General features: G+C 48.8%; 22 protein-coding genes and 1 pseudogene. 20 read left to right on the top strand and 3 right to left on the bottom strand.

Features of this window, described 5'->3' with window-relative positions; genetic code table 11:
• Positions 1-155 precede the first annotated feature (155 nt).
• From BCT27_RS03655 to BCT27_RS03630, 6 genes are all read left to right on the top strand, one after another.
• Positions 156-518 (top strand): hypothetical protein, encoded by a 363-nt coding sequence (locus BCT27_RS03655; RefSeq protein WP_017017393.1) that lies wholly within the window; start codon positions 156-158, stop codon positions 516-518.
• Positions 519-547: 29 nt separating this feature from the next.
• On the top strand, positions 548-1810 hold the full coding sequence (locus BCT27_RS03650) for an ABC transporter substrate-binding protein (protein ID WP_102318083.1): 1263 nt from the start codon (positions 548-550) through the stop codon (positions 1808-1810).
• 61 nt (positions 1811-1871) lie between these two features.
• Entirely contained in the window at positions 1872-2792 is a 921-nt protein-coding gene (locus BCT27_RS03645) for a carbohydrate ABC transporter permease (protein WP_017016754.1), read from the top strand.
• A gap of 1 nt (position 2793) precedes the next feature.
• Entirely contained in the window at positions 2794-3624 is an 831-nt protein-coding gene (locus BCT27_RS03640; RefSeq protein WP_102395067.1) for a carbohydrate ABC transporter permease, read from the top strand.
• A 7-nt stretch (positions 3625-3631) separates the two neighbouring features.
• Entirely contained in the window at positions 3632-5275 is a 1644-nt protein-coding gene (locus BCT27_RS03635) for an alpha-glucosidase (protein WP_102395066.1), read from the top strand.
• Positions 5276-5284: 9 nt separating this feature from the next.
• Complete coding sequence (locus tag BCT27_RS03630; protein WP_102390774.1) at positions 5285-6421, top strand: ABC transporter ATP-binding protein; 1137 nt, start codon at positions 5285-5287, stop codon at positions 6419-6421.
• Positions 6422-6541: 120 nt separating this feature from the next.
• Here the strand turns inward: BCT27_RS03630 and BCT27_RS03625 are convergent, their stop codons facing one another.
• Entirely contained in the window at positions 6542-8089 is a 1548-nt protein-coding gene (locus tag BCT27_RS03625; RefSeq protein WP_102395065.1) for a glutamate synthase-related protein, read from the bottom strand.
• Between the two features lie 178 nt (positions 8090-8267).
• A complete protein-coding gene (locus tag BCT27_RS03620) occupies positions 8268-9884 on the bottom strand; it encodes an alpha-amylase family glycosyl hydrolase (RefSeq protein ID WP_102318078.1) in 1617 nt (538 codons plus the stop codon).
• 270 nt (positions 9885-10154) lie between these two features.
• Here BCT27_RS03620 and BCT27_RS03615 point away from each other — a divergent pair, with 270 nt between their 5' ends.
• The 9 genes from BCT27_RS03615 (at position 10155) to torA (ending at position 19972) form a co-directional block, all read left to right on the top strand.
• Entirely contained in the window at positions 10155-10580 is a 426-nt protein-coding gene (locus BCT27_RS03615) for a hypothetical protein (protein WP_102395064.1), read from the top strand.
• Positions 10581-10668: 88 nt separating this feature from the next.
• Complete coding sequence (locus BCT27_RS03610) at positions 10669-11034, top strand: hypothetical protein (RefSeq protein ID WP_102395063.1); 366 nt, start codon at positions 10669-10671, stop codon at positions 11032-11034.
• Positions 11035-11331: 297 nt separating this feature from the next.
• Positions 11332-12321 carry a hypothetical protein gene (locus BCT27_RS03605; RefSeq protein ID WP_102395062.1) on the top strand — a complete coding sequence of 330 codons (990 nt, stop codon included), beginning with the start codon at positions 11332-11334 and terminating at the stop codon, positions 12319-12321.
• 464 nt (positions 12322-12785) lie between these two features.
• Positions 12786-12968: a hypothetical protein gene (locus BCT27_RS03600; RefSeq protein WP_102395061.1), complete on the top strand. Its 183-nt coding sequence runs from the start codon at positions 12786-12788 to the stop codon at positions 12966-12968.
• On the top strand, positions 12965-13606 hold the full coding sequence (locus tag BCT27_RS03595) for a hypothetical protein (protein WP_102395060.1): 642 nt from the start codon (positions 12965-12967) through the stop codon (positions 13604-13606). The genes BCT27_RS03600 and BCT27_RS03595 overlap by 4 nt, the downstream gene beginning before the upstream one ends.
• A gap of 541 nt (positions 13607-14147) precedes the next feature.
• Entirely contained in the window at positions 14148-15863 is a 1716-nt protein-coding gene (locus tag BCT27_RS03590; protein ID WP_102395059.1) for a PAS domain S-box protein, read from the top strand.
• A 217-nt stretch (positions 15864-16080) separates the two neighbouring features.
• Positions 16081-16260: a trimethylamine N-oxide reductase system protein TorE gene (torE, locus tag BCT27_RS03585; RefSeq protein ID WP_017011711.1), complete on the top strand. Its 180-nt coding sequence runs from the start codon at positions 16081-16083 to the stop codon at positions 16258-16260.
• Between the two features lie 42 nt (positions 16261-16302).
• Positions 16303-17481 carry a pentaheme c-type cytochrome TorC gene (torC, locus tag BCT27_RS03580; RefSeq protein WP_102318076.1) on the top strand — a complete coding sequence of 393 codons (1179 nt, stop codon included), beginning with the start codon at positions 16303-16305 and terminating at the stop codon, positions 17479-17481.
• Positions 17482-17494: 13 nt separating this feature from the next.
• Positions 17495-19972 carry a trimethylamine-N-oxide reductase TorA gene (gene torA / locus BCT27_RS03575; protein WP_102318075.1) on the top strand — a complete coding sequence of 826 codons (2478 nt, stop codon included), beginning with the start codon at positions 17495-17497 and terminating at the stop codon, positions 19970-19972.
• Positions 19973-20088: 116 nt separating this feature from the next.
• Here the strand turns inward: torA and BCT27_RS03570 are convergent, their stop codons facing one another.
• Complete coding sequence (locus tag BCT27_RS03570) at positions 20089-20502, bottom strand: globin family protein (protein WP_102310601.1); 414 nt, start codon at positions 20500-20502, stop codon at positions 20089-20091.
• 309 nt (positions 20503-20811) lie between these two features.
• Here BCT27_RS03570 and BCT27_RS03565 point away from each other — a divergent pair, with 309 nt between their 5' ends.
• From BCT27_RS03565 to BCT27_RS26055, 5 genes and pseudogenes are all read left to right on the top strand, one after another.
• Positions 20812-21375, top strand: a complete 564-nt coding sequence (locus BCT27_RS03565; protein ID WP_017016139.1) for a GNAT family N-acetyltransferase — start codon at positions 20812-20814, stop codon at positions 21373-21375.
• A 129-nt stretch (positions 21376-21504) separates the two neighbouring features.
• Entirely contained in the window at positions 21505-22305 is an 801-nt protein-coding gene (locus BCT27_RS03560; RefSeq protein ID WP_102395058.1) for an alpha/beta fold hydrolase, read from the top strand.
• Positions 22306-22469: 164 nt separating this feature from the next.
• On the top strand, positions 22470-23309 hold the full coding sequence (locus tag BCT27_RS03555; RefSeq protein WP_102395057.1) for a 2OG-Fe(II) oxygenase family protein: 840 nt from the start codon (positions 22470-22472) through the stop codon (positions 23307-23309).
• A gap of 188 nt (positions 23310-23497) precedes the next feature.
• A pseudogene (locus tag BCT27_RS26060) lies at positions 23498-25021 on the top strand (PAS domain-containing protein); the annotation flags it as partial.
• A gap of 123 nt (positions 25022-25144) precedes the next feature.
• Positions 25145-25930 (top strand): methyl-accepting chemotaxis protein, encoded by a 786-nt coding sequence (locus BCT27_RS26055; protein ID WP_479684315.1) that lies wholly within the window; start codon positions 25145-25147, stop codon positions 25928-25930.
• Positions 25931-26068: the final 138 nt, after the last annotated feature.

The following is a 26068-nucleotide window of genomic DNA, read 5'->3' as shown; positions in this document are numbered from 1 at the left end:
CGACTTGCCGCCCACGTGGCAAAGCGCACGCAATATCTACCACCCCTAAAAATTCAAGAATTTGGTTGTCACCCCGGAAGGGATGTGTGCTGTGAGTGGGCCGCTGCGTGCGTATTTTCACCGGTCAATGATCCTTAAGGAACACTGTGGCATCCATGATCCCGTCAGCCGCTGACATAAAAAACTTCAAGCGGTTAGCTAAACAACAAAAACGTATCTTGCAGTGTTCTCACATGCAGGCGTTGGAGTTTGTTGCGCGTCAGCACGGGTACGACAGCTGGCATCAAGTGCTCAAAATTGCCGATCAGGGCATTTTGTTTCAGATCCCAGATGACACCACGAATGCGCAACGTGTTCTGCTAGATAACCCCTTATACTCGTCCGTTCCGGTCGGGTGGTTGATCGGTCGAAAACCCTACCCAGACTTTGCTCTCCGCCAAGACGACTGTGCTTTACCAGACAAAATGACAGAGCTGGAAGTACCATCTTCTCGTTGGCAAGCGGAAAAGAAAGGGTAACGCCGGGATGACGCGACAGGGAGTTATCCATGAAACGTTCGATCTTCGGAGCTGTTGTTGCTTCAACTCTTTTGAGCTTTAGCGCGCAAGCGGAAACGATTTCTATCTCATGTGGTGCAGTTGGGCAAGAGCTTGAGCTGTGTCAACAAGGCATTGCTGCATGGGAAAAGGAAACAGGCCACACGGCCAAAATCGTCACCACCCCCAATTCAACAACTGAACGTCTTGCACTGTATCAGCAGCTTCTTGCTGCGGGTGCGAATGACATCGACGTCTTCCAAATTGATGTGATTTGGCCCGGTATTCTCGGTAATCATTTTATCGATCTGACTGAATACACCAACGGTGCGCAAGATGCCCATTTCCCAGCCATTGTGGCGAACAACACAGTGAGAGATCGCTTTGTTGCAATGCCTTGGTTTACCGATGCTGGCGTACTGTATTACCGGTCTGACCTGCTTGAGAAATACGACGAAGCGCCACCTGTCACGTGGGAGCAACTGACGACAACCGCTGAAAAGGTGATGAATGGTGAACGCGAAGCAGGCAACGACAAAATGTGGGGCTTTGTTTGGCAAGGCCGCGCCTATGAAGGTTTAACCTGTGATGCCCTTGAGTGGGTTGCGTCCTACAACGGTGGCACCATTGTTGATGAAAAGGGCAAAATTACCATTAACAACGACAGCGCCAAACAAGCGCTGACCACGGCGGCGGGTTGGGTCGATACCATTTCCCCTCCAGGCGTACTGAACTACGGCGAAGAAGAAGCGCGTGGGGTTTTCCAAACGGGGAATGCCGTGTTCATGCGTAACTGGCCGTATGCATGGTCTTTGGGTAACAGCGAAGATTCACCTGTGAAAGGCAAGATTGGCGTTGTTGCACTGCCAAAAGGCGGTGAAGACGGCAGCCATGCGGGCACCTTGGGTGGTTGGCAGTTGGCGGTATCCAAATACTCTGAAAACCCTGACGTGGCTGCAAGCCTCGTTAATTACCTCACCTCTTTTGAAGAGCAAAAGCGCCGTGCAATCGTCGGTTCTTATAACCCAACCATTGAAGCGCTTTACCAAGACGAAGACGTCCTTACCGCTGTGCCTTTCTTTGGCAGCTTGTACACCACCTTTGCAAACGGCACACCACGTCCGTCGTCTGCAACGGGCGCGAAGTACAACCAAGTCTCTAATGCATTCTGGAACGCCACACACGGCGTGTTGTCAGGGCGTACTGATGCAGATGCGGCATTGACCAAATTACAAAAAGATCTGAAACGCATTAGCCGTGGCGGTCGTTGGTAATTCTTTGTTATAGCCATCAGACGCGCTGAGCGTTTGATGGCGCTATTCAAAAGGACATTCTATGGAACAGACCAGCGCACTCACGCGAAAACGCGTACGCGCCGCCTGGTGGTTTCTAACGCCAATGCTCATTACGCTTGCCATGGTGGCAGGTTGGCCATTGCTAAGGACGTTTTGGTTCAGTTTGACCAATGCGACCTTGGATGGCAGCGGCGTTACTGAGTTTATTGGCTTTGATAACTACCTCATCTACGAAGACGGCGAATTTTACGGCATCTTGGTTGATCCGACGTGGTGGCAAGCCGTCTGGAACACGCTCTATTTTGCCATTGTCTCCGTCAGCTTAGAGACCATGTTGGGCATCATTGTTGCGCTTGTACTGAACACCAAGTTCAAAGGGCAAGGGTTGGTGCGTGCGGCGGTCTTGGTGCCGTGGGCGATCCCGACCATCGTCTCCGCCAAAATGTGGGGCTGGATGCTTCACGATCAATTCGGGATCGTGAACGACTTTCTCATGACCTTTGGCTTGATCGCCGCGCCGCTGGCTTGGACAGCAGACAGTGATCTCTCACTGAACGTGGTGATTGCCGTCGATGTGTGGAAAACCACGCCATTCATGGCGTTGCTTATTCTCGCCGCCCTGCAAATGCTGCCGTCTGACTGCTACGAAGCTGCGAAAATTGATGGCATTCATCCGCTCAAAGTGTTCTTCAAAGTCACGTTGCCACTCATCATGCCTGCCGTGATGGTAGCTGTGGTATTCCGTGCCTTGGATGCGTTGCGGGTGTTTGATTTGATTTACGTGCTCACACCGTCCAACGAACAAACCATGTCGATGTCGATTTATGCACGGCAAAATTTGGTGGATTTCCAAGACGTGGGTTACGGCTCCGCGGCCTCAACACTTCTCTTCCTAATCGTTGCACTGTGCACCATCGCGTATTTATACGTTGGGCGCAAAAGCATGAATGAGGGATCCTAATATGTCGAAGAAATGGTATTGGCAAGTCGGGTTTTATCTCTTGGTTGCAGCCATCGTGCTGTTCTCCGTTTTCCCGTTCTATTACGCCATTGTCACCTCGTTCAAGTCAGGATCTGCCTTGTTTGAAGTGGAATACTTTCCGTCTGTGTTTGACTGGGCGAACTACGCCAGCGTCTTCTCTGGCGGCACGTTTGGGCGAAACCTCCTGAACTCCGTCATGGTGTCTACCGTCGTGGTGGCAATTTCATTGTTGCTGGGCGTGACGGCGTCTTACGCGCTGGGCCGCATTCGCTTCCGTGGTCGAAACATCGTGTTGATGACCATCCTTGGGGTGTCGATGTTCCCGCAGGTGGCGGTTTTGTCGGGCTTGTTTGAGCTTATCCGTGCGATGGGGTTGTATAACTCCATGCCGGGGTTGGCACTGGCTTACATGATATTCACCTTGCCGTTCACTGTGTGGGTGCTGACAACCTTCATGCAGCAATTGCCGCTTGAACTTGAAGAGGCCGCCATTGTTGATGGTGCGACGCCATGGCAAATCATCGTCAAAGTCTTGATGCCGCTGTTGTGGCCTGCATTGGTCACAACGGGCCTGTTGGCATTTATCGCAGCGTGGAACGAATTCTTGTTCGCGCTCACCTTCACACTCACCAACGAACAGCGCACCGTGCCTGTTGCTATCGCGCTTATTTCGGGAGCGGGTCAGTACGAATTGCCGTGGGGCACCATCATGGCTGCGTCCGTTATCGTGACCGTTCCACTCATCGTTATGGTGTTGGTGTTCCAACGACGCATTGTATCTGGCCTCACCGCAGGCGCAGTTAAGGGATAAATACAATATGAAAGATCAACTATTGCCTTGGTGGCGCGGGGCAGTCATTTATCAAATTTACCCACGCAGCTTTAGCGATGCTAACCAAGATGGCATCGGGGATTTGCCGGGGATAACCCAGCAACTTCCGTATGTCGCGGCACTTGGGGCGGATGCGATCTGGCTATCGCCGTTTTTCCGTTCGCCCATGAAAGATTTTGGTTATGACGTTTCTGACTACTGCGACGTGGATCCGTTGTTTGGATCTTTGGATGATTTCAGAACGCTGATCAAGGTGGCGCACGAGCTTGGCTTGAAAGTGATGATCGACCAAGTGTTGAGTCATACCTCAGACGAACACGCGTGGTTCCAAGAAAGTAGCCAAAGCAAAGATAACCCGAAAGCGGATTGGTACGTCTGGGCAGATCCTAAGCCGGATGGCACGCCGCCAAACAACTGGTTATCTATCTTTGGCGGTTGTGCATGGCAGTGGGAAAGCCGCCGCCAGCAATATTACCTTCATAACTTCTTGGTCAGCCAGCCAGATCTGAATTTCCATAACCCTGAAGTGGTTGAACACTTGCTGGAAACGGTGAAGTTCTGGCTCGATTTGGGCGTGGATGGTTATCGACTCGATACGGTGAATTTCTACACCCACGATCGCTTGTTACGCGATAACCCGCCGCTGTCAGAAGGAGACACCAAATCTTTGGGTGTACCGGGTACCAACCCTTACTCCATGCAGCGTCACCAATACGACATTTCACAGCCTGAAAACTTGTCGTTCCTGAAAAAGCTGCGTCAATTGCTCGACCAATATGACGACATCACGACCGTCGGCGAGATCGGTGACGACAACCCTCTGGCATTGATGGCGGAATACACGAGCGGCAACGACAAACTGCACATGGCGTACACCTTCGACCTGCTTAATGTTCACCGCACACCGGCTTACTTGGCCTCGGTGATTGAGAACATTGAGGCTGCGATTGGTGATGGGTGGCCGTGTTGGGCGCTGTCTAACCACGACGTGGTGCGCGCCATTACCCGTTGGGGTGAAAACGAAGCGGATCAGCATGCTTATGGCAAAGTGCTGCTCGCCTTGCTGACCTCATTGCGCGGCAGTGTGTGTTTGTATCAAGGGGAAGAGCTTGGTTTGCCGGAAGCAGAGATCCCGTTTGAGAAGATCCAAGACCCGTATGGCATCCCTTTCTGGCCGGAATACAAAGGCCGTGATGGATGCCGCACGCCGATTCCTTGGGTGGCTGGCTCTGAAAACGCAGGCTTTAGCCATGTGCAGCCTTGGTTGCCGGTTGATGATCGCCATGTGCCGCTCTCGGTGGACGCGCAAGAAACATTGAGCGACAGCATGCTGGCCCACTACCGCACATTCCTGCGTTGGCGGAAACAGCACCCTGCGTTGGTACACGGCGACATCAGTGATGTGAAGGCCAATGATCAAGGGCTGCAATTTGTCCGCACCGATACGCAATCGACGAACAACGCGCGCGTGCTGGTGGTGCTTAATTTGTCTGATGCGCCGATGACGGTATCGCTCCCGAAAGGCACTTGGCGCGCCTTGGATGGGCATGGTTTTACCTTCGACCTTGGCAACGAGAAGGTTAGCGCTCCGCCCTATCAGGCGGCATTTGCAACAGATTCAACCGGGTAAGGATGCAGTATGGCTGAGGTAGTTTTAAACAAAGTGAATAAGAAGTTCGGCAAAGTCCACGTCACCAAAGATGTTGATTTGCACATCAACAAAGGCGACTTCGTGGTGTTTGTTGGGCCATCTGGTTGCGGTAAATCAACGCTTCTTCGTTTGATTGCAGGCTTGGAAGACATCACTGAAGGTGTGTTGAGCATTGATGGTGAAGTGTGTAACGACTTGCCACCGCCTGAGCGCGGCATCGGCATGGTGTTCCAGTCCTACGCGCTGTACCCGCACATGACGGTTTACGAGAACATGGCGTTTGGCCTGCAATTGGCAAAAACTGACGCCAATGCGGTGAAAGACAAAGTGATGGGCGTGGCGAAAGCGCTGCAACTAGAGCCTTTGCTTGAGCGTAAACCGAAAGAGTTGTCAGGCGGTCAGCGTCAACGTGTAGCCATTGGCCGTGCGATTGTGCGTGAGCCAAAAGTCTTCTTGTTTGATGAGCCATTGTCGAATTTGGATGCTTCTTTGCGTGTGCAAATGCGGATGGAAATCGCGCGTCTTCACGAGCGCTTAGGTGCAACCATGATCTACGTGACGCACGATCAAGTGGAAGCCATGACTCTTGCAACCAAGATCGTGGTGCTTGATGCGGGCCGCGTAGAACAAGTGGGCTCGCCGCTTGAGCTCTACAACCACCCTGCAAATACCTTTGTTGCGGGCTTTATCGGTTCACCAAAAATGAATTTTTTGACGGCCGATATCGTGGAAACTGGCGAAATCACGACACGGGTGCAAATTCACCGTGGGCAAGAAATCGTGGTATCGGCAGATACGCGCAATGCCAAGGTTGGCGACCCAGCAGTGATCGGTATTCGCCCTGAACACATTCAGTTTGGCGAAAAGGATGCGATCAAAGAAGGCGGCGTTGAACTGAGTGTGGTGGAGCAGTTGGGTAATGAATGCCTGATGTACTTCAGCACGCCGCAGAGCAACGAGCCAGTGGTTATTCGCGTGGAAGGGCAAACCACCATCAAAGCGGGTGATAAACGCTGTATTGAGTTCCCTGCGGATTACTGCCATCTGTTCGATAAAGATGGTCAAGCCTACCCACGTTCAGTGGTCGGTGAAACCAAACCGTCATTGGTGGTGGGGGGAGATTAAACGTTCATTGCGTGTTTAGTGAGCAAAGCCGCAGGATCAAGTGGCTAGGTGACTAACGCAATGATCCATAAACGAAAAAGGCAGGGATGATCCCTGCCTTTTTTGCTTAAAGTTTGCACATTACCACGATCGTGGGCCCACACCGGAATATGGGATCCCAGTGAGTTCTGCCATGTCTTTATGGAACGTTGCCAGATCATCAATCACGAACTTACCGAGATGATCGTGCCCACACGCCCTTGCCATGACTTGCATCAAATGCGTAGAAGCGTTGAAGAAGTTCTGTAAACGCTCAGCGCCTACATCAACATTCATGCGTTTGCGAAGCTCTGGGTCTTGCGTAGCAATGCCTGATGGACACATGTTGGAATTACACATACGCGCACCCACACAACCAATGGCTTGCATTGCACTGTTGGACAACGCAATACCGTCTGCACCCAATGCCAAGGCTTTTACAAAGTCACTCGGCACACGCAAACCACCCGTGATGATTAGCGTCACGCCGTTTACACCTTGCGAATCAAGGAAGTGACGAGCACGTGCTAACGCAGGAATGGTGGGGACACTGATGTGATCGCGGAACATCACTGGCGCAGCGCCCGTACCGCCGCCACGGCCATCAAGGATGATGTAGTCTGCACCCGCTTCCAGAGCGAACGCCATGTCACGCTCAACATGGTTAGCACTGAGTTTGAACCCAATCGGAATGCCGCCACTTTCTTTTCTTACGTCATCCGCAAAGCGCGCGAAATCCGCCGCGGTTTTCATGTCCGTAAATGTCGAAGGTGAAATTGCGTCGGTGCCTTCGGCGATGCCGCGCACTTGAGAGATTTTCCCTTTGTTTTTGATGCCGGGGAGGTGACCGCCTGTGCCGGTTTTTGCGCCTTGGCCGCCTTTAAAGTGGAAAGCTTGGACTTTTTTCATCAAGTCCTTGTTGTAGCCAAACTCCGCACTGGCAAGCTCATAGAAATAGCGGCTATTCGCAGCTTGTTCTTCTGGCAGCATGCCGCCCTCACCGGAACAAATGCCTGTGCCTGCCAATTCAGCGCCTTTCGCCAACGCGACTTTGGCTTCTTCAGACAGCGCGCCAAAGCTCATGTCAGACACAAACAGTGGCGTTTTTAAGGTCAGCGGCTTTTTCGCGTTCGGGCCGATCACCAATTCTGTGCCGACGACCGCGTCATCCAACAGCGGCTTCGCGGCCATTTGCGCCACCATGATCTGGATTTGATCCCATTCAGGCAATTGATAGCGCGGCACACCCATCGACGTCATAGGACCGTGATGACCAAATTTGGTAAGACCATCTTTTGCAAGCTGGTGGATAAGCTCGACGTTCGGTTCTTCTTTGGTCGCTTTCGCCGCAGGTTGCGCTGCGGCGTCGGTAACGATCACTTCTGGCGCCGGTTTACCAACGTCTTCTGCGGTATAGCGCGTATGGGTGCCATCGCAAAACGGCATGTTGGCAGAGTGCTTACAGGCACAAAAATACGCTTCACCATCTTTCTCCGCTTTGTAAGCAAGAGGGGTGATTCCTGTTCCTGCATGAGAACCATCGCAGTAGGGTTGAGAGGCTGATTTACCGCAGCGGCAGTAGTAATACTCTTTGCCTTTTTCGAGGTCGACTTTTGTGGGTTTGTTATCAAACACGACGGGATCTGTCATTTTTAGCTCCTTTGAATGACATAACTTCCAGTGTCCAAGCTTGTAAGGTTTATAGGGTGCTTGGTGATAACAGTATGGTTGTTTGTTCTTCTTTTTGTGTGTTCAACAATGAGCTTTCGCTAAATTAGTAGGCCCTTAGGATGGGGTTTCCTATTGAACAATGTGTTTGAATAAACAACTAGTTGCTGTAAAGCTCACCTACCCAGACTTGCCAAGGTGCGAGGTGTAATGCTTCATTTTGTGTTGGCGGGGAAACCTGCATGTGAGGAAGTGGCAGTGTTTTCGCGGGACTCGGTAAATTAAGGCGGATCGTGGCCTCTTGGTTTGAGCCGTTGATGGCAATCACCAAGGTTTGTGATGCGTGGTGGCGTTCAAACACCATGAGTGCTTCGTTGAATGCCAGCATGCGGCAACTGCCTTCTCGCAATGCAGGTTGCTGCTGTCGCCATGCCAACATGTCGCGGGTGAAGTTAAGCGTTGATTGCGGGTCTTGCTGCTGCGCATCAATTGAAAAGGCTTTATGTTCGTCATCAATGGGCAGCCATGGTGACTGAGAGCTGAACCCAAAGAAGGGGGCATTTTCTTTCCAAGGGAGGGGTGTGCGGCATCCATCTCGCCCCACATAGTTGGCAATGACTTGCTGACCGAATAAATCTTTACGATCTGACGGGGAAACATGTGCCTCGGGCAAGCCTAACTCTTCGCCTTGATAAATGCTGATCACACCTTGCAGTGAGCAAAGTAAGGTCAGCAGCATTTTCGCTGCGGCAGGTTGATTGTTCGCATGCTGCCAGCGCGAAACTGTACGTGCGATATCATGATTTCCCAACCCCCAACAACCTAGCCCCGGGTGTACAGCATTGAAAAACGCAGTGAATTGCTCACCGACTTGATGCACATTTTGGCAAAGGCTGAGGGATTCAAAAATATTGGCAGCATCAAGGGCATCGCCTTCACTGGTGTACCGATCAATCACTGCATACGGAGAGGGGTCACTTAACGATCCAAGCAGCCATTTTTTCTCATCATACCCATCCGCAATCACCCGTAATTGTTTAAGCAAATGAATGTTTTCAGGGCGGCTGATGTTGTACCGCTGACTTTGATAGCGGTAAGGATCGCTTCTGGCTTCATCTTGCCAACCCAAGTGGCGAGGCGGATTGTTACGCAGCTTATCGTCGTGCAAAAACAGATTCACGGAATCAAGGCGAAGCCCCGCAACGCCAGTATCGAGCCAAAAGCGCACATCTTTCATCAACTGGCGAACAACATGGGGGTTGCGGTAGTTTAAGTCGGGCTGATTACTGAGGGTGTTGTGCAAGTAATATTCACCACGTGTTGGGTGCCAACGCCATGCTGATTCTCCGAAAATGGTGAGCCAGTTGTTTGGCGGTGTACCGTCTGCCCGTGCGGGCGACCAAATGTACCAGTCGGCTTTTTCGCTGGTTTTGCTGCTCGCGCTGTCTAAGAACCAAGGATGTTTACTCGAAGTGTGATTCGCCACGAAATCAATAAAGACCGCAATGCCGCGTGCCTCGGCTTCTTCCACCAGCGCCTTGAATGTCGACATGTCGCCGTATTCAGGGTTGATCGCACTGAGGTTGGTAATGTCATACCCGAAATCGCTCAATGGCGATTCAAAAATGGGTGATAACAAGATTCCATCAACATTGAGCCACGCAAAATAGTCCAGCTTTTCCCGAATACCATCAAGATCGCCAACGCCGTCGCCATTGCTGTCGAAAAAACTCCTAACGTAAATGTGGTAGAGAATGGGCGATGCACTTAGTTTCATGGTTTTTCTTTATTTCATAGCAAGTTAACTATCATAGCGTAGCGCAAGAGTGCACCATGTTGGTGGTTTATTATGTGGACTTTCGGTTTACAGTGTAAATGTCACACATTCTTAATCGTCTAATATTTAAGGGAATATCCTCCTTCAAGTATGCCAAGCCAAACTTATTTAAATCGCCACGAGGCGCCTACTTTGCACACCATCTGTTAATCTCTTAAGCTGAACCTTCGGGCTGGGAGATGCCTGTTATCGTGACATAATGGAGTAACTATGGGTGTGTATCGCTTGATTTTGGTTGGATTGGTATCAGTTGTTGTTGGTTGTGCCAGCACGTCAGAGAGCGACTCAATAGACCAATGCTTCAATAAAACACCAGGGTCTTTGAATAAAGAACTGGAAATGATTGGGAAACCCGACAGCGACGAAATGTTAGCCCACACCGTTTCTCAGTATGTCTATCGAGCGGCAAAGATTGCTGCTCAATATGGTTATGACAAGTTCGCCCTCATAAATATCCCGTTGTGTGATAAGCCCACTAATATAGGCGTGTTCATGCATGATAACCAACAAGAGTTGCAGGGCTTTATGAGGCGATTCGGTGGGACAAAAGGTCTAGAGTTGTTAGGTGTATTTAACACAATGGACTATCAAGGAAAGAGATATCTTGATGTTCGTAGTGTACCAGGTGCGGTTTAGCCTATTACGCGCGCACAACTCCCTTGAGGGGGAGTTATGGGGCTGGGGAGTACCCATCATGTCTATGTTAGGTAGTTAGGTAAAGCATATGAATTTTGATGTAGAGCGATTCAAGCGTTCTAGTGTTTATCAGGTAGCGATTAACATCGAAACCAATACCGTCGAGATAGGGTTCAGTTGGTACCCTGATAAGACTGAAAGTCTGATACTCATAGGTCTTCTATCTATGAGTTATAAACCTGACTTCACCGACGAACCGCCATGGATGTGCCTTGATTTTAGTGTCGAGTTCATTCATTCGATGGATGAACTCGAACAAAGTGAAGTACTTTGGGAAAAGGGGGCGAATGCGTTAAAAGACCTTAGTTTTCCGATATACAGGTTCCATGCAGGCTCTGCTGATTTTGTATTTTCGGCTGTTTGCCAAGAAATTGAAGTGTCTTGTACTAGCTGATTTCATTGAATGAAATTTTTCTAACCGACATTACCCCATTTAGACTTTGCATACCCTGTGAGTTCATAAATATGCCAAGTTAATATGTGTTCCAAGAGCACTTAAATCTAGAAAAAAGCCTCCTTTCAGCCATCACTCTGACCGATGAACTCTCTGTCGCTGAATGTCAGGGAGGAGTTGGTTACTGAGCTTCATTGCGATTTGATAGTGAGGTTCTATGAGAGTGACAACAGGACTTCTTAGCGTTGAAGTCGTATTACCTCACCTATGGATAGTTTCATTAGATAAGGATATGAAATGAAAAGTTTCCGATTTGTCTTTTTGGTTATGTCTGTCTTTTTACTGTCTGCTTGTTCGTCCAACAAGTTCGAACAGGTGCCTTTGACACTCGATGTCAAAGAGGAAAAGAAATTGGCCGCTGGCATCGCTTACTTGTTGGGGGCTGACGATGGTGTCTATGCGGCTCATGACTTCAAGGGTTATGACCAACTCCTCGTGTTGTCATCAGCTCTAGAGCTTTTAGAAAGTAGAGATTTAGATGATTTTTCTATTTTTATCAAGGACGAAAAGAACGATGAAGTAATTAGCATATTTGGTGACAACAAAAACAAATTTGTTTTTAACTTCATTAAGAAAAATGAAGAATACACGTTTCTTACAGAGGATGATGGCCGGACATCAGCCTATTACACTGAGTGGCATTTTTTTGATAACACGATGATTAATTTCTCCAGAGGTAGTCCGGTACGTATTTACAAATTACCGAGCTTTAAGCTGACAAAAGAAATACCGATATTGTTGCGAGGCTTTCGGGTTCACCATGCTCTCTCTGAATCCAAAGAGTTTCTACACATCTTACAACAGGATGGCAATAACCATAAGGTCATCGACTTAGACGATGGCGTTATCCTGTCTGATGGATATGTTGCAATGACCGACAGGAGTGAGAAGGTTGTTGGAGCCATGAAGTTTCATGATGACATCGCTATTTTTATGAAAGGCAATAAGTTAGTGCAACTGGATGAGCGTGGAAACTTCATCAAGGCATTGCCTCTTCAGGTTAGCGTGGAGTCATTCGGTCAAGTGGATGAATGTTTGGCTATTGGTACCGTTGATGGGCATATTGCCTTCATTACCAAAGACCTCTCGACGATTTACGTGACTCAGGAAGTCCATAATGGCTGGGTTTCACACGTTACTTCAGACCAAAAAGGCGTTGGCTACTCCGCTGGCGTGGACAGAAAAGTGGTGTCATGGCCTGTACCTGAGATGTGTATATCAAACTGAACCTTTTCATCTAACCTCCTCTAATATTGCCCGCGCTACCGCGCGGGCATGAACACTTGAACTCTGACTCTCACCACTGAACTCTTTTCGCTTGCGGCCAACAGTGCAATGCACACGACAGAGAGAACATCATACCTTTACCATTGGTGATATTCGTATCACGCGGGCGCGTTGAGCCAAACCTATGCCGCAATACAGTCAGGTCGCGACCGTCATCAAACCGACCTCGGCGGATAGTGTTCAGTTACTCCTTTATGGCTTTTCTGGCCTCACTGTAAAGCTCCACAGTGCTAGCGTGTGGATGAGATGAACATCTCTGCAAAGCCTTTTCATGAATGTGATGCTGGTTTTCAGTGACCAATTAAAAAAGGCGAGATGGTCACTGTCATAGCTTTATGTCTGAGCCGCTGATAACGTGGGTCCACAAGACTTTCCCCAATAACCCCACGCGCAAGGATGTGCCGATGAAAATGAGAGCCTGGATTGGTGTTGCTATTGTGTTTCTGTCATGGACAGCAGTCGCTGAAGAAAAGGATGTTTATCGGCAGTTTGTGGACAGAAGTGTTAACCAAAACATACCGCTATCAATAGAAATCTGGGCAAATAAAATCTTTGAGGAAGAAGATGATAAAAGTTTCTACCAGTGATTGAAGACTTTGTTAACAGTACCTTTTCAGACTCCTTTCGCGAGAGAACAGCAAATACTTACCGTAGAATTTTCAGCAAAGAAGAGATGCAAATACTTGCTGAAAACTTGATGTCTCAAATCTGTGCACCAATTTTTAACACTGATTTCATTGAACGTGCTAGCGGAGATAAGAGTATATCAAAAGAAGATAAAATATCTGTTGATAGGTGTATTGCTGGCTTACAGGATATCGATAATGCGGAAGAGAAGCTAAACAAGTTGGCAGCGATTAATGGGGAACTTTATGACGCGTCATTTAACGTTCACTTCGAAGAGTTCATAGAGAAGCTCAAGCAACAAAAGTTAATATTTTATATCGCTGATGAAACCAGAAAAACGCTACCGTTTATCTTTGATGAAGAGCTTACTTGGTTTGATATTGTCGGTGAGTACTTGGTGCTTGAATACCTTTATACGTTCAATGATGTTTTCAGGGAAGGTGAGAAGTATGAATTTGATAGAGATAGTGTATTGAACGATGTTTGTAGGGAGTTTAAAACCCATTTTCGTGAGTATATATCAGTGAGGTATTCTGTGTTCGACTTAGATAGCAAACGGGTCGGAGAGGCAACGATAAGACTCAGTGAATGCCCATGACTCTCTAACATGCACGGAGAGTTTCTGCACGAGGTTGAAGTCTTACAAGGCAGTTTTACCGTAGATGGCTTATCGGCGAGGGTAGGTTGCTCGCGGACCTTGCGAAACCCGAAGGATGAATGATTTCATGATGACGACTTTTCCTTTAACTCGGATTTGTTATGAGGGTAAGAGCGACAGAAGGCCAAGTGCTTGATGGGCTCTTATGGAGACATTATGACTGCCAAAAAGGAGTCTTGAACTCTTGCTCAATCCCAACCTTGTGCTTGCTGCGCAGGGTGCTAAATTGTCGGCAAGTGTTTACAGTGTAAATGTCATTGCATACTCAAAATGCGTTCATAAACCTCAATCAAAGACGAAATTAACGCTGGATCGCGCTTTCTTCCGTTGATGCGCCATTTTGAACGTTATGTCTTCATCTATTACCTATCTATCTCTTTAAGAAATCATATTTGTTGGTCTTAAAATCCCTGTCTACTATTTATACAAATGTCACGATGATGACATAAGTGTTCCTTTTACTCATTGCAGGTCTAGAGATATGGGATTGTTTGGAAGCAAAAAAAATGGCGTGAGCAAGCAAATTCTGGATAAAGCATCCGACGCGATTGTTTATACCGACAAGAAAAATCGAATTTACTACATGAATGCCTCTGCGGAACGTTTTTTTGGCGGCTCTGCAAAGGACAAAATTGGACAAGATATCAGCACATTGCAGCTTGGCTCTTTGCAGGAAGGCACCACGCGCACACAACTTCAAAATCATGCGAACAAAAAAATTTGGTGCGATTTAACCCTCGACAAAGTTGATGTTGCTGGTGGGAGTGGTTGGTCTGCCTTCATTCGCGACGTAACCGCAGAAGTGCTCGCGCGTGAGCGCTCTGAGCAAATGGTGTCCCAATCGGTAAATGCCGTTGTGTCCATTGATGGTAAAAACTGCGTGACATATATGAACGATGCGGCAGTTGAATTATGGGGTTACAGCAAGGAAGAGGTGATTGGACAAAACGTCAAAATGCTTGTTCCCAAAGAAATTCGCTCTGTTCACGACAGCTACGTAAACACCAACCGTGACTCGCGCGTTGATGTAATTGTTGGCACCAGTCGTGATGTAGAGCTTGAGCGAAAAGATGGCAAAAAGCTGTGGGCGAATTTATCACTTTCTCGTATCGAGGTGGGTGATGAAGTGGGTTATACGGCGTTTGCACGAGACATTACTCAAGAGCGTTTGGCGCGAGAAGAGAATGAACAAGTGCTTCGACAAGCGATCGATGCTGTGGTCAGTATTGATCCTGACAACAACGTGACTTTTTTCAACCCTGCGGCCGAAGAGCTTTGGGGTTTCAACAGCGATGAAGTGGTTGGCAATAACGTTCGAATGCTGGTGCCCGATGAGTTTCAATCTAATCACGATAATTTCGTGAATGCGAACCGCCGGACAAGCAACAACAAGATCGTGGGCTCTGCCCGTGAGTTGGAAATGCAACGTAAAGACAAATCACGTATTTGGGTCAATTTCTCACTGTCAAAAGTGGATATTGGCGGCAACATCGGTTACACCGCGTTCGTGCGTGATATTACCGAGCAACGCATGGCGCAAGAAGCGATCACACAAACCCTTTCACAAGCGCTTGATGCGGTTGTCACCATTGATGAAAACAACATCGTGACCTTCTTCAATCCGGCCGCGGAGAAACTGTGGGGTTACGATCCTTCTGAAGTGGTGGGTCAAAACATCAAAATGCTGGTACCACCAGAGATCCAATCCAATCACGATAACTATGTGAATGCGAACCGAACGACAGGGCAAGATAAGATTGTCGGATCCAGCCGCGAAGTACCGGTACACCGCAAAGATGGCAAGCTTGCTTACGGCTTGTTGTCATTGTCTAAAGTCGAGGTGGGTGGCAAAACCTTGTACACGGCGTTTGTTAAAGATGTCACTGCACAAGTGCAGCAGCGCGAAGGCATGAGTGAAATCATGGATGGCGTAGCAAACTCGAGTTCAGAGATTTCCAACATCGCAAAAGTGATCGACGGTATTTCAGAGCAAACCAACTTACTGGCATTGAATGCGGCGATAGAAGCAGCACGTGCAGGTGAGCATGGGCGAGGGTTCGCTGTGGTGGCAGATGAAGTGAGGCAATTGGCGTCTCGTTCATCGGAATCCACCAACGAGATTAACCGCCTCTCTGATGATACACAGAAGCTGCTGGACGAGTTAGCCGCAGTCCTCAAAGTATCAACGGGTCAGTAAAATTAGACATGGGGACACCTTGTCCCCATTCTTACATTTCCCGCTAATTCACTGCATCCCGCCCCAACACGTACCGTACTGTTATCAATGACTTTACATTCCTATCTGCATCAATAAAGAGACACGTTTTTGCGTACCGTCTTCTAGACTAGTGTTGAACATAATTTTAATTCTGGAAGCGACTCGGTCATTGATACCGAGATAGAGGGACAACGTCATGGATCAACATGAATCAGATATCGTTCAAGAACCCGAAAAGCGGAGTTATGAATGGCGTGCATTTTTCTTTATTGCCGTCTTCCTATTCCCTATTTTGAGCGTGATGCTAATCGGTGGTTATGGCTTCGCCATTTGGATGAGTCAGGTGTTCTTTTTCGGCCCCCCAGGGCACGGCTAACACGAGTGACACCTCCTGAGAAATGATGAAGAGCAGACAACCATGAAAGAATTTGTACTAAAACTTTGGGCGACGTTAAAACGCCCAGCAACCAAAATCAGTCTTGGCACCCTAACCCTTGGTGGGTTCATTGCCGGGGTGATTTTTTGGGGCGGCTTTAACACCGCATTAGAAGTCACCAACACCGAGAAGTTTTGTATCAGTTGTCACTCTATGCGTGACAACGTATATCCAGAACTCCAGCACACTGTGCATTGGTCAAACACCTCGGGTGTGCGAGCAACCTGTCCCGATTGCCACGTTCCTCATAACTGGACAGATAAAATTGCGCGGAAAATGCAGGCGAGTAAGGAAGTGTATGCGCAGATTTTCGGCATGATTGGTACGCGTGAAAAATTCCTCGATAAACGTCTAGAGCTCGCACAGCACGAATGGGCGCGATTCACCGCGAATGGTTCTGCCGAATGTAAAACCTGCCATAAATATGAAAGCATGCAGATTGAAAACATGCGTCCTGCTGCCCGTTTGCAAATGGCACAAGCGGCAGAGCGCGACCAAAGCTGTATCGACTGTCACAAAGGGATTGCACACGAACTTCCTGCTGAAATGGATTCCACGGGCGGCATGCTGGGCAAACTCATTTCCATGTCTCACAGCACCAGCTACAAAAAAGACAAGCCGATCTACAGCGTGAACTTCCTAGAGCTTTATGTTGATCAAGAACTGAAAGATGACGGTGGTGTGCTAGAGCCTGCTTCCATGGTCACTGTGCTTGAAGATACTGACGCGGCTGTCAGGGTTTCCTTGACGGGCTGGCGTAAACTGAAAGGCTTTGGCCGCGTGATTTATGAAGACTTTGGTCTCAATATTCCATCGGCAGCCTTGTCGAAAGTTGTGGCGCAAAGTGATACCGATATCAGAACCTTTGAAACCAAAGAAGACGAGCTGACAGGCCTGACGTGGCAACGTGTTGAAGTCGATCTTTGGGCGAAGAAAGCTGACTTCCTCGACAACATCGATCCTGTATGGACAGAAGCAAAACAAGCGTATCAAACCAACTGTAGCTTGTGTCACACCCAGCCAGATGAAGCACACTTTGATGCCAATACGTGGCCGGGTATGTTTGACGGCATGATGGGCTTTGTGAATTTCGACCAAGCCACACAATCGTTGGTACTCAAGTACCTACAAAAACACTCCAGCACGTTTGTTGAGCACTAAGAGGGATAGCCGAATGAAGATGAACCGACGCAAGTTCCTCAAAGGCATGCTGTCCGTCAGTGCGACGGCAGTGATTGGTCCGAGTTTACTTGTTTCTACCGATGCCAAAGCCAGTTCAGAATTGCTGGACGGTGTCTGGCGCACAACAGGCTCACATTGGGGCGCATTCCGTGCCCGCGTTGTGGGTGGTGAAGTGGCAGAAATCGTGCCGTTTAGCCATGACAAAAATCCAAGTCAAATGATCGATGGCATCAAAGGGCTGATATATAACCCCTCCCGTGTGCGTTATCCCATGGTGCGCTTGGACTGGCTAAAACGCAGCGAAGGCTGGAATACCACACGTGGCGATAACCGCTTTGTTCGTGTTACGTGGGATCAAGCCCTCGATCTCTTCTATGCCGAGCTTGAACGCGTACAGAAAACCTATGGACCATCGGGTTTATTGGCGGGGCAAACGGGCTGGCGTCAAACCGGACAGTTCCAAAGCTGTACCACGCACATGCAACGTGCATTGGCGATGCACGGCTACTTCGTGAAGAAAATTGGGGACTACTCCACCGGTGCTGGCCAAACTATCTTGCCGTATGTTCTTGGCTCTACCGAGGTTTACGCGCAGCAAACCTCATGGCCATTGGTGCTGGAGAATGCCAAGCAAATCATTATTTGGGCAAACGATCCGGTGAAAAATGCGCAGGTCGGCTGGCAGTGCCCAACCCACGATGTGTATGACTACTTCGCGCAACTCAAAGACAAAGTCGCGAAAGGGGAAACGCGCGTTATTTGCGTAGATCCTGTTGCGAGCAAAACGCAGAAGTACTTGGGTTGTGAACACCAATACATCAACCCGCAAACCGACGTGCCATTCATGTTGGCGATTGCGCATACGCTGTACACAGAAAAGCTGTATGACAAGAATTTCCTTGATGTGTACTGCTTAGGCTTCGACGATTTCATTGGTTATGTCATGGGACAAACCAAAGATAAGGTCGAGAAAACACCTGAGTGGGCCGCAGACATCTGTGGCATTTCAGCCGACGGTATTCGCGATTTTGCGCGCATGCTTGCCAGCGATCGCACCCAAATCATGTTTGGTTGGTGTGTACAACGTCAGCAGCATGGTGAGCAGCCGTATTGGATGGGCGCGGTGATCGCAAGCATGTTGGGTGGCATCGGCTTACCTGGCGGTGGCGTGTCTTATGCGCACCACTACAGCGGTATTGGCGAGCCTGCAACTGGCGCTGCTGGACCGGGGGGCTTCCCGCGTAACCTCGACCCTGGCATGACACCACTTCATGACAACAATGATTTTAAAGGCTTCTCAAGCACCATTCCTGTGGCGCGTTGGATTGAATCCATTGAAGAGCCGGGCAAAGAGATCAATTACAACGGCAACAAGGTGAAGCTGCCGCCGATCAAAATGGTGGTGGTCAGCGGGAACAACCCGTGGCATCACCACCAAGATCATAACCGGATGAAAAAGGCGTATCACAATATTGAAACGGCAGTGACGATCGACTTTGCGTGGACCGCAACATGCCGTTTCTCAGACATTGTATTGCCAGCCTGTACCCAGTTTGAGCGTGATGATATCGATTTGTACGGTGCGTATTCCGCCACGGGCGTGCTCGCCATGCACAAGCTGGTGGATCCGCTCTATCAATCTCGCACGGACTTTGACATCTTCAAAGGGCTGACACAGCGCTTTGGTGTGGGTAAAGACAAAGAGTTCGCCCAAGACATGAACGACATGCAGTGGGTGGAAAAACTCTACAATGACTGTGCCGAAGCGAACAAAGGCAAGTTCCCAATGCCAGATTTCGCGACTTTCTGGAAAGACGGTTATGTGAGCTTTGGTGAGGGCAGTACATTTGTTCGTCATGCGGCTTTCCGTGAAGATCCAGAATTGAACCCGCTCGGTACGCCTTCGGGCTTTATTGAAATCACCAGCCGTAAAATCGGTAGCTATGGGTATGAATACTGCCAAGAGCACCCCATGTGGTTTGAAAAAGCCGAGCGCTCACACGGTGGGCCGGGTTCCGACAAGTTCCCGTTCTGGCTGCAATCGTGTCACCCAGACAAGCGTTTGCACTCCCAGATGTGTGAATCTCCCGCGATGCGTGAAACATACGCAGTGCAGGGGCGTGAGCCTGCTTACATCAACCCTGCGGATGCGAAAGCTAAAGGGATCAAAGATGGCGACTTGATCCGTGTATACAACGATCGTGGACAGTTGATCGCAGGTGCTGTGGTGTCAGACAGTTACCCTCCGGGTGTGATCCGCATTCAAGAAGGTGCTTGGTATGGCCCGACGGGATCGGAAATAGGCGCGATCGATACGTACGGCGATCCCAACACGGTGACGCTGGATGTCGGTACGTCTGAACTGGCGCAAGCGTGCAGTGCCTATACCTGTCTCGTCGAATACGAGAAATTCAAAGGCGAAGCGCCTGCGGTGAATGCGTTCAGTGGTCCGATAGAAGTGAAGATCTAGCTTCAGGCTTTATTGACGTCATGAAACCTAAAAAACGGACGCCTCTCTCGCGTCCGTTTTTTTATGGATGGGGTTGGGTGACAGACGCTTAATTCGGTCGAGGTCGAGGTATAAGCCTAAGCTGGCATTTCTTCTTTCATGGTATCAGCCACGAAATGAAGCAACGCAACCCAAGCTGCACGTACCTCTGGCGTAAATGCATCGCCCAGTCCGAGTTTCAACGTATTCAGCAACGCATTACACACTGGCGTGAAATGGGATTTCTTCGCCCCATACGCCACATGCCGTTTGGCCAATTCTTGCAAAACAGGCACAAGCTTGTCAGGTGTGTCCAAACTGTTAACCGCGGCATGCAACATTGCCATTAACTTTCGACCTTGTTGTTTCATGTCGCCTCTGAACAAGCGTTTCAAGCTTGGATCGTAGGAAAACAAGGTGTCATAGAAAATGTCCGCCGCTTTCAACGCGATGGGTTCGACTTGGTTAAAACTGTTTGTGATGAGTGCAATTTGCTGTGATGTCAGAGACATAGCGTCAATTCCCCTAGAGCATGTCGTAAGCGCAATCTTTTGAGCGCCTTGCCTCAAGGTTAGGAAAGACCCCGCTAAAGTCCACTTTTTATTGTGTCTAGAACGTCTTAGTGGAGATGTTGAGAGAAAGGCGCGTGCCCCCGGTTTTTTCGGCGCATCTTGACGCCTTATCAGCACGCATTTTCACGGGAGTTTGACGAAGGCGAAACTCTTGATGCTATTGTCATGAATCCTGTTGGCGAAGAGCGAACACCTGCTATAACGTAAAGAAAACAGACCGCGATACAGCGGCGATGACAAAGGATTGTTATGTTGACGCTAGACGATATTTGCTTGCGACCGGCGCGGAGAAATGAAAAAGATCTTCTGTGGCAATACATCTATATCCATAACGAATGGAAAGCGCACGACGCCCCGTATATCCCTCTCGAATACCAATCGCGATTCCAATTTGGCCGTCGTCTTTTTAGGCGGTTAAAGGAAGGCGAAACTGCCATGGTGGTTGATTACCACGGCGAAGCCATTGGTTACCTTTCCTGTTACTGGGAAGATCAATCAACCCGCTGGCTAGAAGTGGGGATCACCTTGTTTACTTCCCAGCACTGGGGGAAACAACTTGGGCGCAAAGCACTCACTTTATGGATATCTTACCTGTTTGAACACCATGACGTTGCCAGAATCGGTTTAACAACATGGTCGGGCAATCCACGCATGATGAAATGTGCCAAGGCGCTTGGAATGAGTGAAGAAGGGCGGATGCGGAAAGTGCGCTTCTATCAGGGCGAATACTATGATTCGTTGCGATATGGCGTACTGAGGGAAGAGTGGGACGCGCTCCACGCTGAACAGTTGTCGTTGAAAAAAGCAGGTTGATGAGCTTTTACACTGTAAAGCTCGGTCTCTTTTACTGTTGTAGCGGGGTAGACCAGAGCTTGTTGAGACTGTTCGGATTTATCGCGCCGTATCGATAATATCAACGCGACGGTAAAGGGATAACTTTCAATGCCAACTTGTCAGTGTGCAAACACGACCATCCATTATCAACGCGAGGGAAATGGCCCTACGCTTCTACTTCTTCATGGACTAGGGTCAAGCCATCGTGATTGGCAAGCGCAGATCGATGCGTTCAAATCTAATTTCGACGTGATCGCCCCTGATTTTCCGTTACACGGTGAATCAAATGGCGATATTCATACCTTTAGTTTGCCGTATTGCGCAAGGATCATTCATGCCTTGCTTGATGAACTTGAGGTAGATCAAGCGATCGTCATTGGTATTTCTATGGGGGGAATGGTTGGTCTTGAGCTTGCTATTCATCACCCGCAAAAAGTGGCGCGTTTAGCTGTGGTGAATGCCCTTGCTGAGTGCAAACCCCGTCGATGGAATGAATGGTGGATGTTGTTATCTCGACGATTTCTATTGGCCTACGTCTCTGTAGAAAACATTGCCAAGCTAATGGCCAAGCAATTGTTGCCAGGTAAAGGGCTGGAAGAGGCACGAGAAAAGGCAGTAGCCCGTTGGTCGCGTAACGACAGGGAAAGCTATATTGCGGCGTTCAATGCCGTCGTCAATTGGAGTGTGACGGGCAAGTTAGCCGCTGTACGGTGTCCGATTTTTATTCTCTCTGCAGAACATGATTACACGCCCGTCGGTGCGAAGAAGGTACTCGCCTACATTTACCCTGAGGGTGAAATGGATTGTCTTACCGGGGCGCATCACCTCGCACCGCTCGAAGCTCCTGAACAATTCAATCAGCGCCTTTCCCTGTGGTTACTTAATACAGAGCACGTTTCCTCTTTATAAGGTTTGTTGTCTTCCGATCCATTGCTAGAATTCACAGCAATTCCCTCGTTGGTGCTGCTCAACATGTGTTGACCACATAGGTCAACCGATCCTAAGCAGCTGAGGCTTAATAGGCACCACTGGGAAGACATAACAATAACGAAACCAAGAGAAAGTGAGTCACCATGAAACTGGAAGCAGTAGATTTTAACGCGGCAGACGCGGCAGAACGATTTGTAGAATCACTTCGAAACACCGGCTTTGGCGTTCTGAAAAACCACCCAATCAGCCAAGACTTGGTGTCATCTGTCTATGCAAACTGGCAAGGCTTTTTTGATAGCGATGACAAGGGCGATTTTACCTTTAACCCAAAGACCCAAGATGGATTTTTCTCTGCCAAGGTGTCAGAGGTCGCGAAAGGCCACAAGAAGAGAGACATCAAAGAATTCTTCCACTATTACCCTTGGGGCCAATGCCCTGACGCGCTAAAAGCTGAACTGGATAACTACTACGCGGAAGCGAACAAAGTGGCTTTGCAGTTACTGGGCTGGGTTGAGCAACATTCCCCTGAGAATGTCGCCGCAAACTATTCACAGTCATTGTCGAGCATGGTCGATGGCAGTGATAAAACCCTGCTTCGCGTTCTTCACTACCCACCAATGAGCGGCGAAGAAGACGTCGATGCTATCCGTGCTGCGGCACATGAAGACATCAATTTGTTGACCATTTTGCCGTCGGCAAACGAGCCGGGGCTGCAAGTGTTATCAAAAGAAGGTGATTGGCTGGATGTGCCTTGTGATTTTGGTAACTTGATCATCAATATTGGCGACATGCTGCAAGAAGCCTCTGGTGGCTACTTCCCTTCAACGACACATCGCGTGGTGAACCCTGAAGGGGCTGACATGTCAAAATCCCGCATTTCTCTGCCATTGTTTTTACACCCAAAACCTGAAGTGGTGTTGTCAGAGCGTCATACCGCAGACAGCTATCTGATGGAGCGTTTACGCGAGCTTGGTTTGATTTAATTCCCGCACTTTCTCTATTGAAGCCAGTGTTGCCAGACGGTGATACTGGCTTTTTTCATTGTCGTGTTTCACATGACAAATCCATGTACTGTTTTGACCTCTCAAATGGCGGAACTTATCGCCAAATCGCCCCTGTTATCCGCAAGAACTCTACTAATATTCATGTATTCGGAACAGGAGTCTAGAAAATGCGAACATCCACACTGACCGCTTTATGGCGCGCATTGAGCAACATGATAGGTACTCGCGATGAGGCCAGCGAAGATGCGAATGCGAAGATGGCAGCATTGGACAAATCTCTCGCAGTTATTGAGTTTGATCCCACAGGTAAAATACTCACTGCAAACGACAATTTCTTAGGGGTAATGGGGTACAACCTGTCTGATATCCAAGGGAAAAGTCACGCTATGTTTGTGGAGCCTGAGTATGCCAGTACCCAAGAATACAAAACATTCTGGGCACAACTGGGGCGTGGAAAATCGCAAACGGCGGAGTTTAAGCGTGTGGGGAATGACGGAAAGCTTGTGTGGATCCAAGCATCTTACAACCCTGTTTATAATGCTGAAGGCAATGTGGTGAAAGTGGTGAAATTTGCCTCAGACATCACGAAGCATAAGATACGTGCACTGAATGTACAGGGACAACTTGATGCCATAAACCGCAGTCAAGCCGTCATTGAGTTCGATACTTCCGGTCATATCCTCTTTGCGAATGACAACTTCCTGTCCGTCATGGGGTACTCACTTGACGAAATAGAAGGGAAACACCATTCAATTTTCGTTGACTCACTCTTTGCCAAAAGTCGGGAATATAAGGTGTTTTGGGAGAACCTTGCGAAAGGGAAACACCAGAGCGCGCAATACAAACGCTTAGGCAAAGGCGGGAAAGAAGTCTGGATCCAAGCCTCCTACAATCCGATTTTTGATGATTCAGGTAAGCCTTTTAAAGTCGTCAAATTCGCGTCTGATATATCTGAACAAAAAATGCTTACGGCCAATTTTGAAGGTCAAATTGATGCGATCCATAAATCACAGGCGGTGATTGAATTTGACCTTGAAGGCAATATCTTAACGGCGAACGAAAACTTCCTCGATACGATGGGGTATGAACTGGAAGACATTGAGGGCAAGCATCACAGCATATTCGTATCAGACAACCATTGCTCAAGTCCGGAATATAAACGTTTTTGGCGACACCTCGCGGAAGGGAAATATCAATCTGGCGAGTTTTTGCGCGTGGGGAAAGCAGGGCGTGATGTGTGGATTCAAGCCTCTTATAACCCAATATTTAATGCGTCGGGTAATCCGTTCAAAGTGGTGAAGTTTGCCACGGATATAACGGAAGAAAAAAACCGCAATGCGAACTTTGAAGGACAAATTGACGCCATTGGTAAGTCTCAGGCCGTGATTGAATTCAATATGGATGGCACGATCAGAACCGCTAATGACAATTTCCTGAATGCGATGGGATACACGAGCAGAGAAGTGCAAGGGCGACACCATTCCATGTTTGTCGATCCTGAATACAGTGGCAGTGCGGAATACAAAGCGTTTTGGGAGAAACTCAATCGCGGTGAATTTGAAAGTGCGGAGTTTAAGCGTTTCGGGAAAGGAGGCCGCGAAGTGTGGATACAAGCCTCGTATAACCCGATCGCTGATATCAACGGCAACCCATTTAAAGTCGTCAAATATGCCACGGACATTACCGCGAAAAAACGCGCGGTTGCCCTGATCAGTGAGTGTTTATTAAAACTCTCGAAGGGGGATTTGAGGCATTCGATCGAAGAAACCCTTGATGAAGAGTTCGAGCCTGTCCGCAATGCGCTCAATTCAACCATGCACCGTTTAAACGAGTTGGTGAGTGATATTACCCGTCTGTCTGTTTCGGTAAGTGCGGCAGCAAGAGAGATTAAAACGGGCACAACAGATTTGAGTGACCGCACCGAATCGCAAGCGACCAGTCTTGAAGAAACCTCTGCCAGCATGCAGGAAATGACATCGACCGTCAGGCTCAATGCCGATACCGCAGTGACGGCGAATACCTTGTCTGCAGACGCAACCACCAAAGCGGAGCGCGGTGGAAAAGTGGTGTTAGAAGCGGTGGATGCGATGGCAGAAATCGAGAATTCGAGCAAACAGATCTCTGACATCATCGGCGTGATCAACGAAATTGCCTTTCAGACGAACTTGTTGGCTCTGAATGCGGCGGTAGAAGCTGCGCGTGCTGGCGAGCAAGGCCGCGGATTCGCAGTGGTTGCAGGGGAGGTGAGAAACCTCGCTCAACGCAGTGCTAAGGCGTCGGTAGAAATAAAAGAACTGATCAATGCGAGTGTCAGCAAAATTAAAGACGGCACACATCTGGTGCGCGAGTCTGGCGATAATTTAGTGAACATTGTTGAAGCCATCAAAGAAGTCTCTGGGATGCTCTCTAACATGAGCACAGCGACACGAGAACAATCACTCGGCATTGAAGAAATAAACCGCGCTGTGACCGAAATGGACAACATGACGCAGCAAAATGCAGGTCTAGTGGAAGAAACAACCGCCGCGAGCGAGAACCTGCTGGTTGAAGCGGAAAACTTGTTGGATCTGGTGAAGTACTTTAAAACGTCAGCAGCCTAGCACCAGTTACAGGGTCATAAGCTGCGGCTTTGAGTTCTTGATATACAAACAGCGAAACCAAAAAATCCGGGATATGCTCCCGGATTTTTCTTTGTTTGTTATGTCATTCTGACACCATGCTTCTAGCTTCTAGCTTCT

Source organism: Enterovibrio norvegicus (assembly GCF_002876705.1).
Classification (GTDB): domain Bacteria; phylum Pseudomonadota; class Gammaproteobacteria; order Enterobacterales; family Vibrionaceae; genus Enterovibrio; species Enterovibrio norvegicus_B.
The sequence above is the reverse complement of the archived record's forward strand: the minus strand, read 5'-3'. Positions and strand labels throughout refer to the sequence as shown.

Excerpts from the sequence above, each read along its gene's own strand:
- BCT27_RS03630 (WP_102390774.1), top strand. The coding sequence starts at position 5,285 with ATGGCTGAGGTAGTTTTAAACAAAGTGAATAAGAAGTTCGGCAAAGTC.
- BCT27_RS03590 (WP_102395059.1), top strand. The coding sequence starts at position 14,148 with ATGGGATTGTTTGGAAGCAAAAAAAATGGCGTGAGCAAGCAAATTCTG.
- torA (WP_102318075.1), top strand. The coding sequence starts at position 17,495 with ATGAAGATGAACCGACGCAAGTTCCTCAAAGGCATGCTGTCCGTCAGT.
- BCT27_RS03635 (WP_102395066.1), top strand. The coding sequence starts at position 3,632 with ATGAAAGATCAACTATTGCCTTGGTGGCGCGGGGCAGTCATTTATCAA.
- BCT27_RS03605 (WP_102395062.1), top strand. The coding sequence starts at position 11,332 with ATGAAAAGTTTCCGATTTGTCTTTTTGGTTATGTCTGTCTTTTTACTG.
- BCT27_RS03560 (WP_102395058.1), top strand. The coding sequence starts at position 21,505 with ATGCCAACTTGTCAGTGTGCAAACACGACCATCCATTATCAACGCGAG.
- torE (WP_017011711.1), top strand. The coding sequence starts at position 16,081 with ATGGATCAACATGAATCAGATATCGTTCAAGAACCCGAAAAGCGGAGT.
- BCT27_RS03555 (WP_102395057.1), top strand. The coding sequence starts at position 22,470 with ATGAAACTGGAAGCAGTAGATTTTAACGCGGCAGACGCGGCAGAACGA.
- BCT27_RS03640 (WP_102395067.1), top strand. The coding sequence starts at position 2,794 with ATGTCGAAGAAATGGTATTGGCAAGTCGGGTTTTATCTCTTGGTTGCA.
- BCT27_RS03625 (WP_102395065.1), bottom strand. The coding sequence starts at position 8,089 with ATGACAGATCCCGTCGTGTTTGATAACAAACCCACAAAAGTCGACCTC.
- BCT27_RS03620 (WP_102318078.1), bottom strand. The coding sequence starts at position 9,884 with ATGAAACTAAGTGCATCGCCCATTCTCTACCACATTTACGTTAGGAGT.
- BCT27_RS03570 (WP_102310601.1), bottom strand. The coding sequence starts at position 20,502 with ATGTCTCTGACATCACAGCAAATTGCACTCATCACAAACAGTTTTAAC.
- BCT27_RS03600 (WP_102395061.1), top strand. The coding sequence starts at position 12,786 with ATGAAAATGAGAGCCTGGATTGGTGTTGCTATTGTGTTTCTGTCATGG.
- torC (WP_102318076.1), top strand. The coding sequence starts at position 16,303 with ATGAAAGAATTTGTACTAAAACTTTGGGCGACGTTAAAACGCCCAGCA.
- BCT27_RS03645 (WP_017016754.1), top strand. The coding sequence starts at position 1,872 with ATGGAACAGACCAGCGCACTCACGCGAAAACGCGTACGCGCCGCCTGG.
- BCT27_RS26055 (WP_479684315.1), top strand. The coding sequence starts at position 25,145 with ATGCACCGTTTAAACGAGTTGGTGAGTGATATTACCCGTCTGTCTGTT.
- BCT27_RS03615 (WP_102395064.1), top strand. The coding sequence starts at position 10,155 with ATGGGTGTGTATCGCTTGATTTTGGTTGGATTGGTATCAGTTGTTGTT.
- BCT27_RS03655 (WP_017017393.1), top strand. The coding sequence starts at position 156 with ATGATCCCGTCAGCCGCTGACATAAAAAACTTCAAGCGGTTAGCTAAA.
- BCT27_RS03610 (WP_102395063.1), top strand. The coding sequence starts at position 10,669 with ATGAATTTTGATGTAGAGCGATTCAAGCGTTCTAGTGTTTATCAGGTA.
- BCT27_RS03565 (WP_017016139.1), top strand. The coding sequence starts at position 20,812 with ATGTTGACGCTAGACGATATTTGCTTGCGACCGGCGCGGAGAAATGAA.
- BCT27_RS03650 (WP_102318083.1), top strand. The coding sequence starts at position 548 with ATGAAACGTTCGATCTTCGGAGCTGTTGTTGCTTCAACTCTTTTGAGC.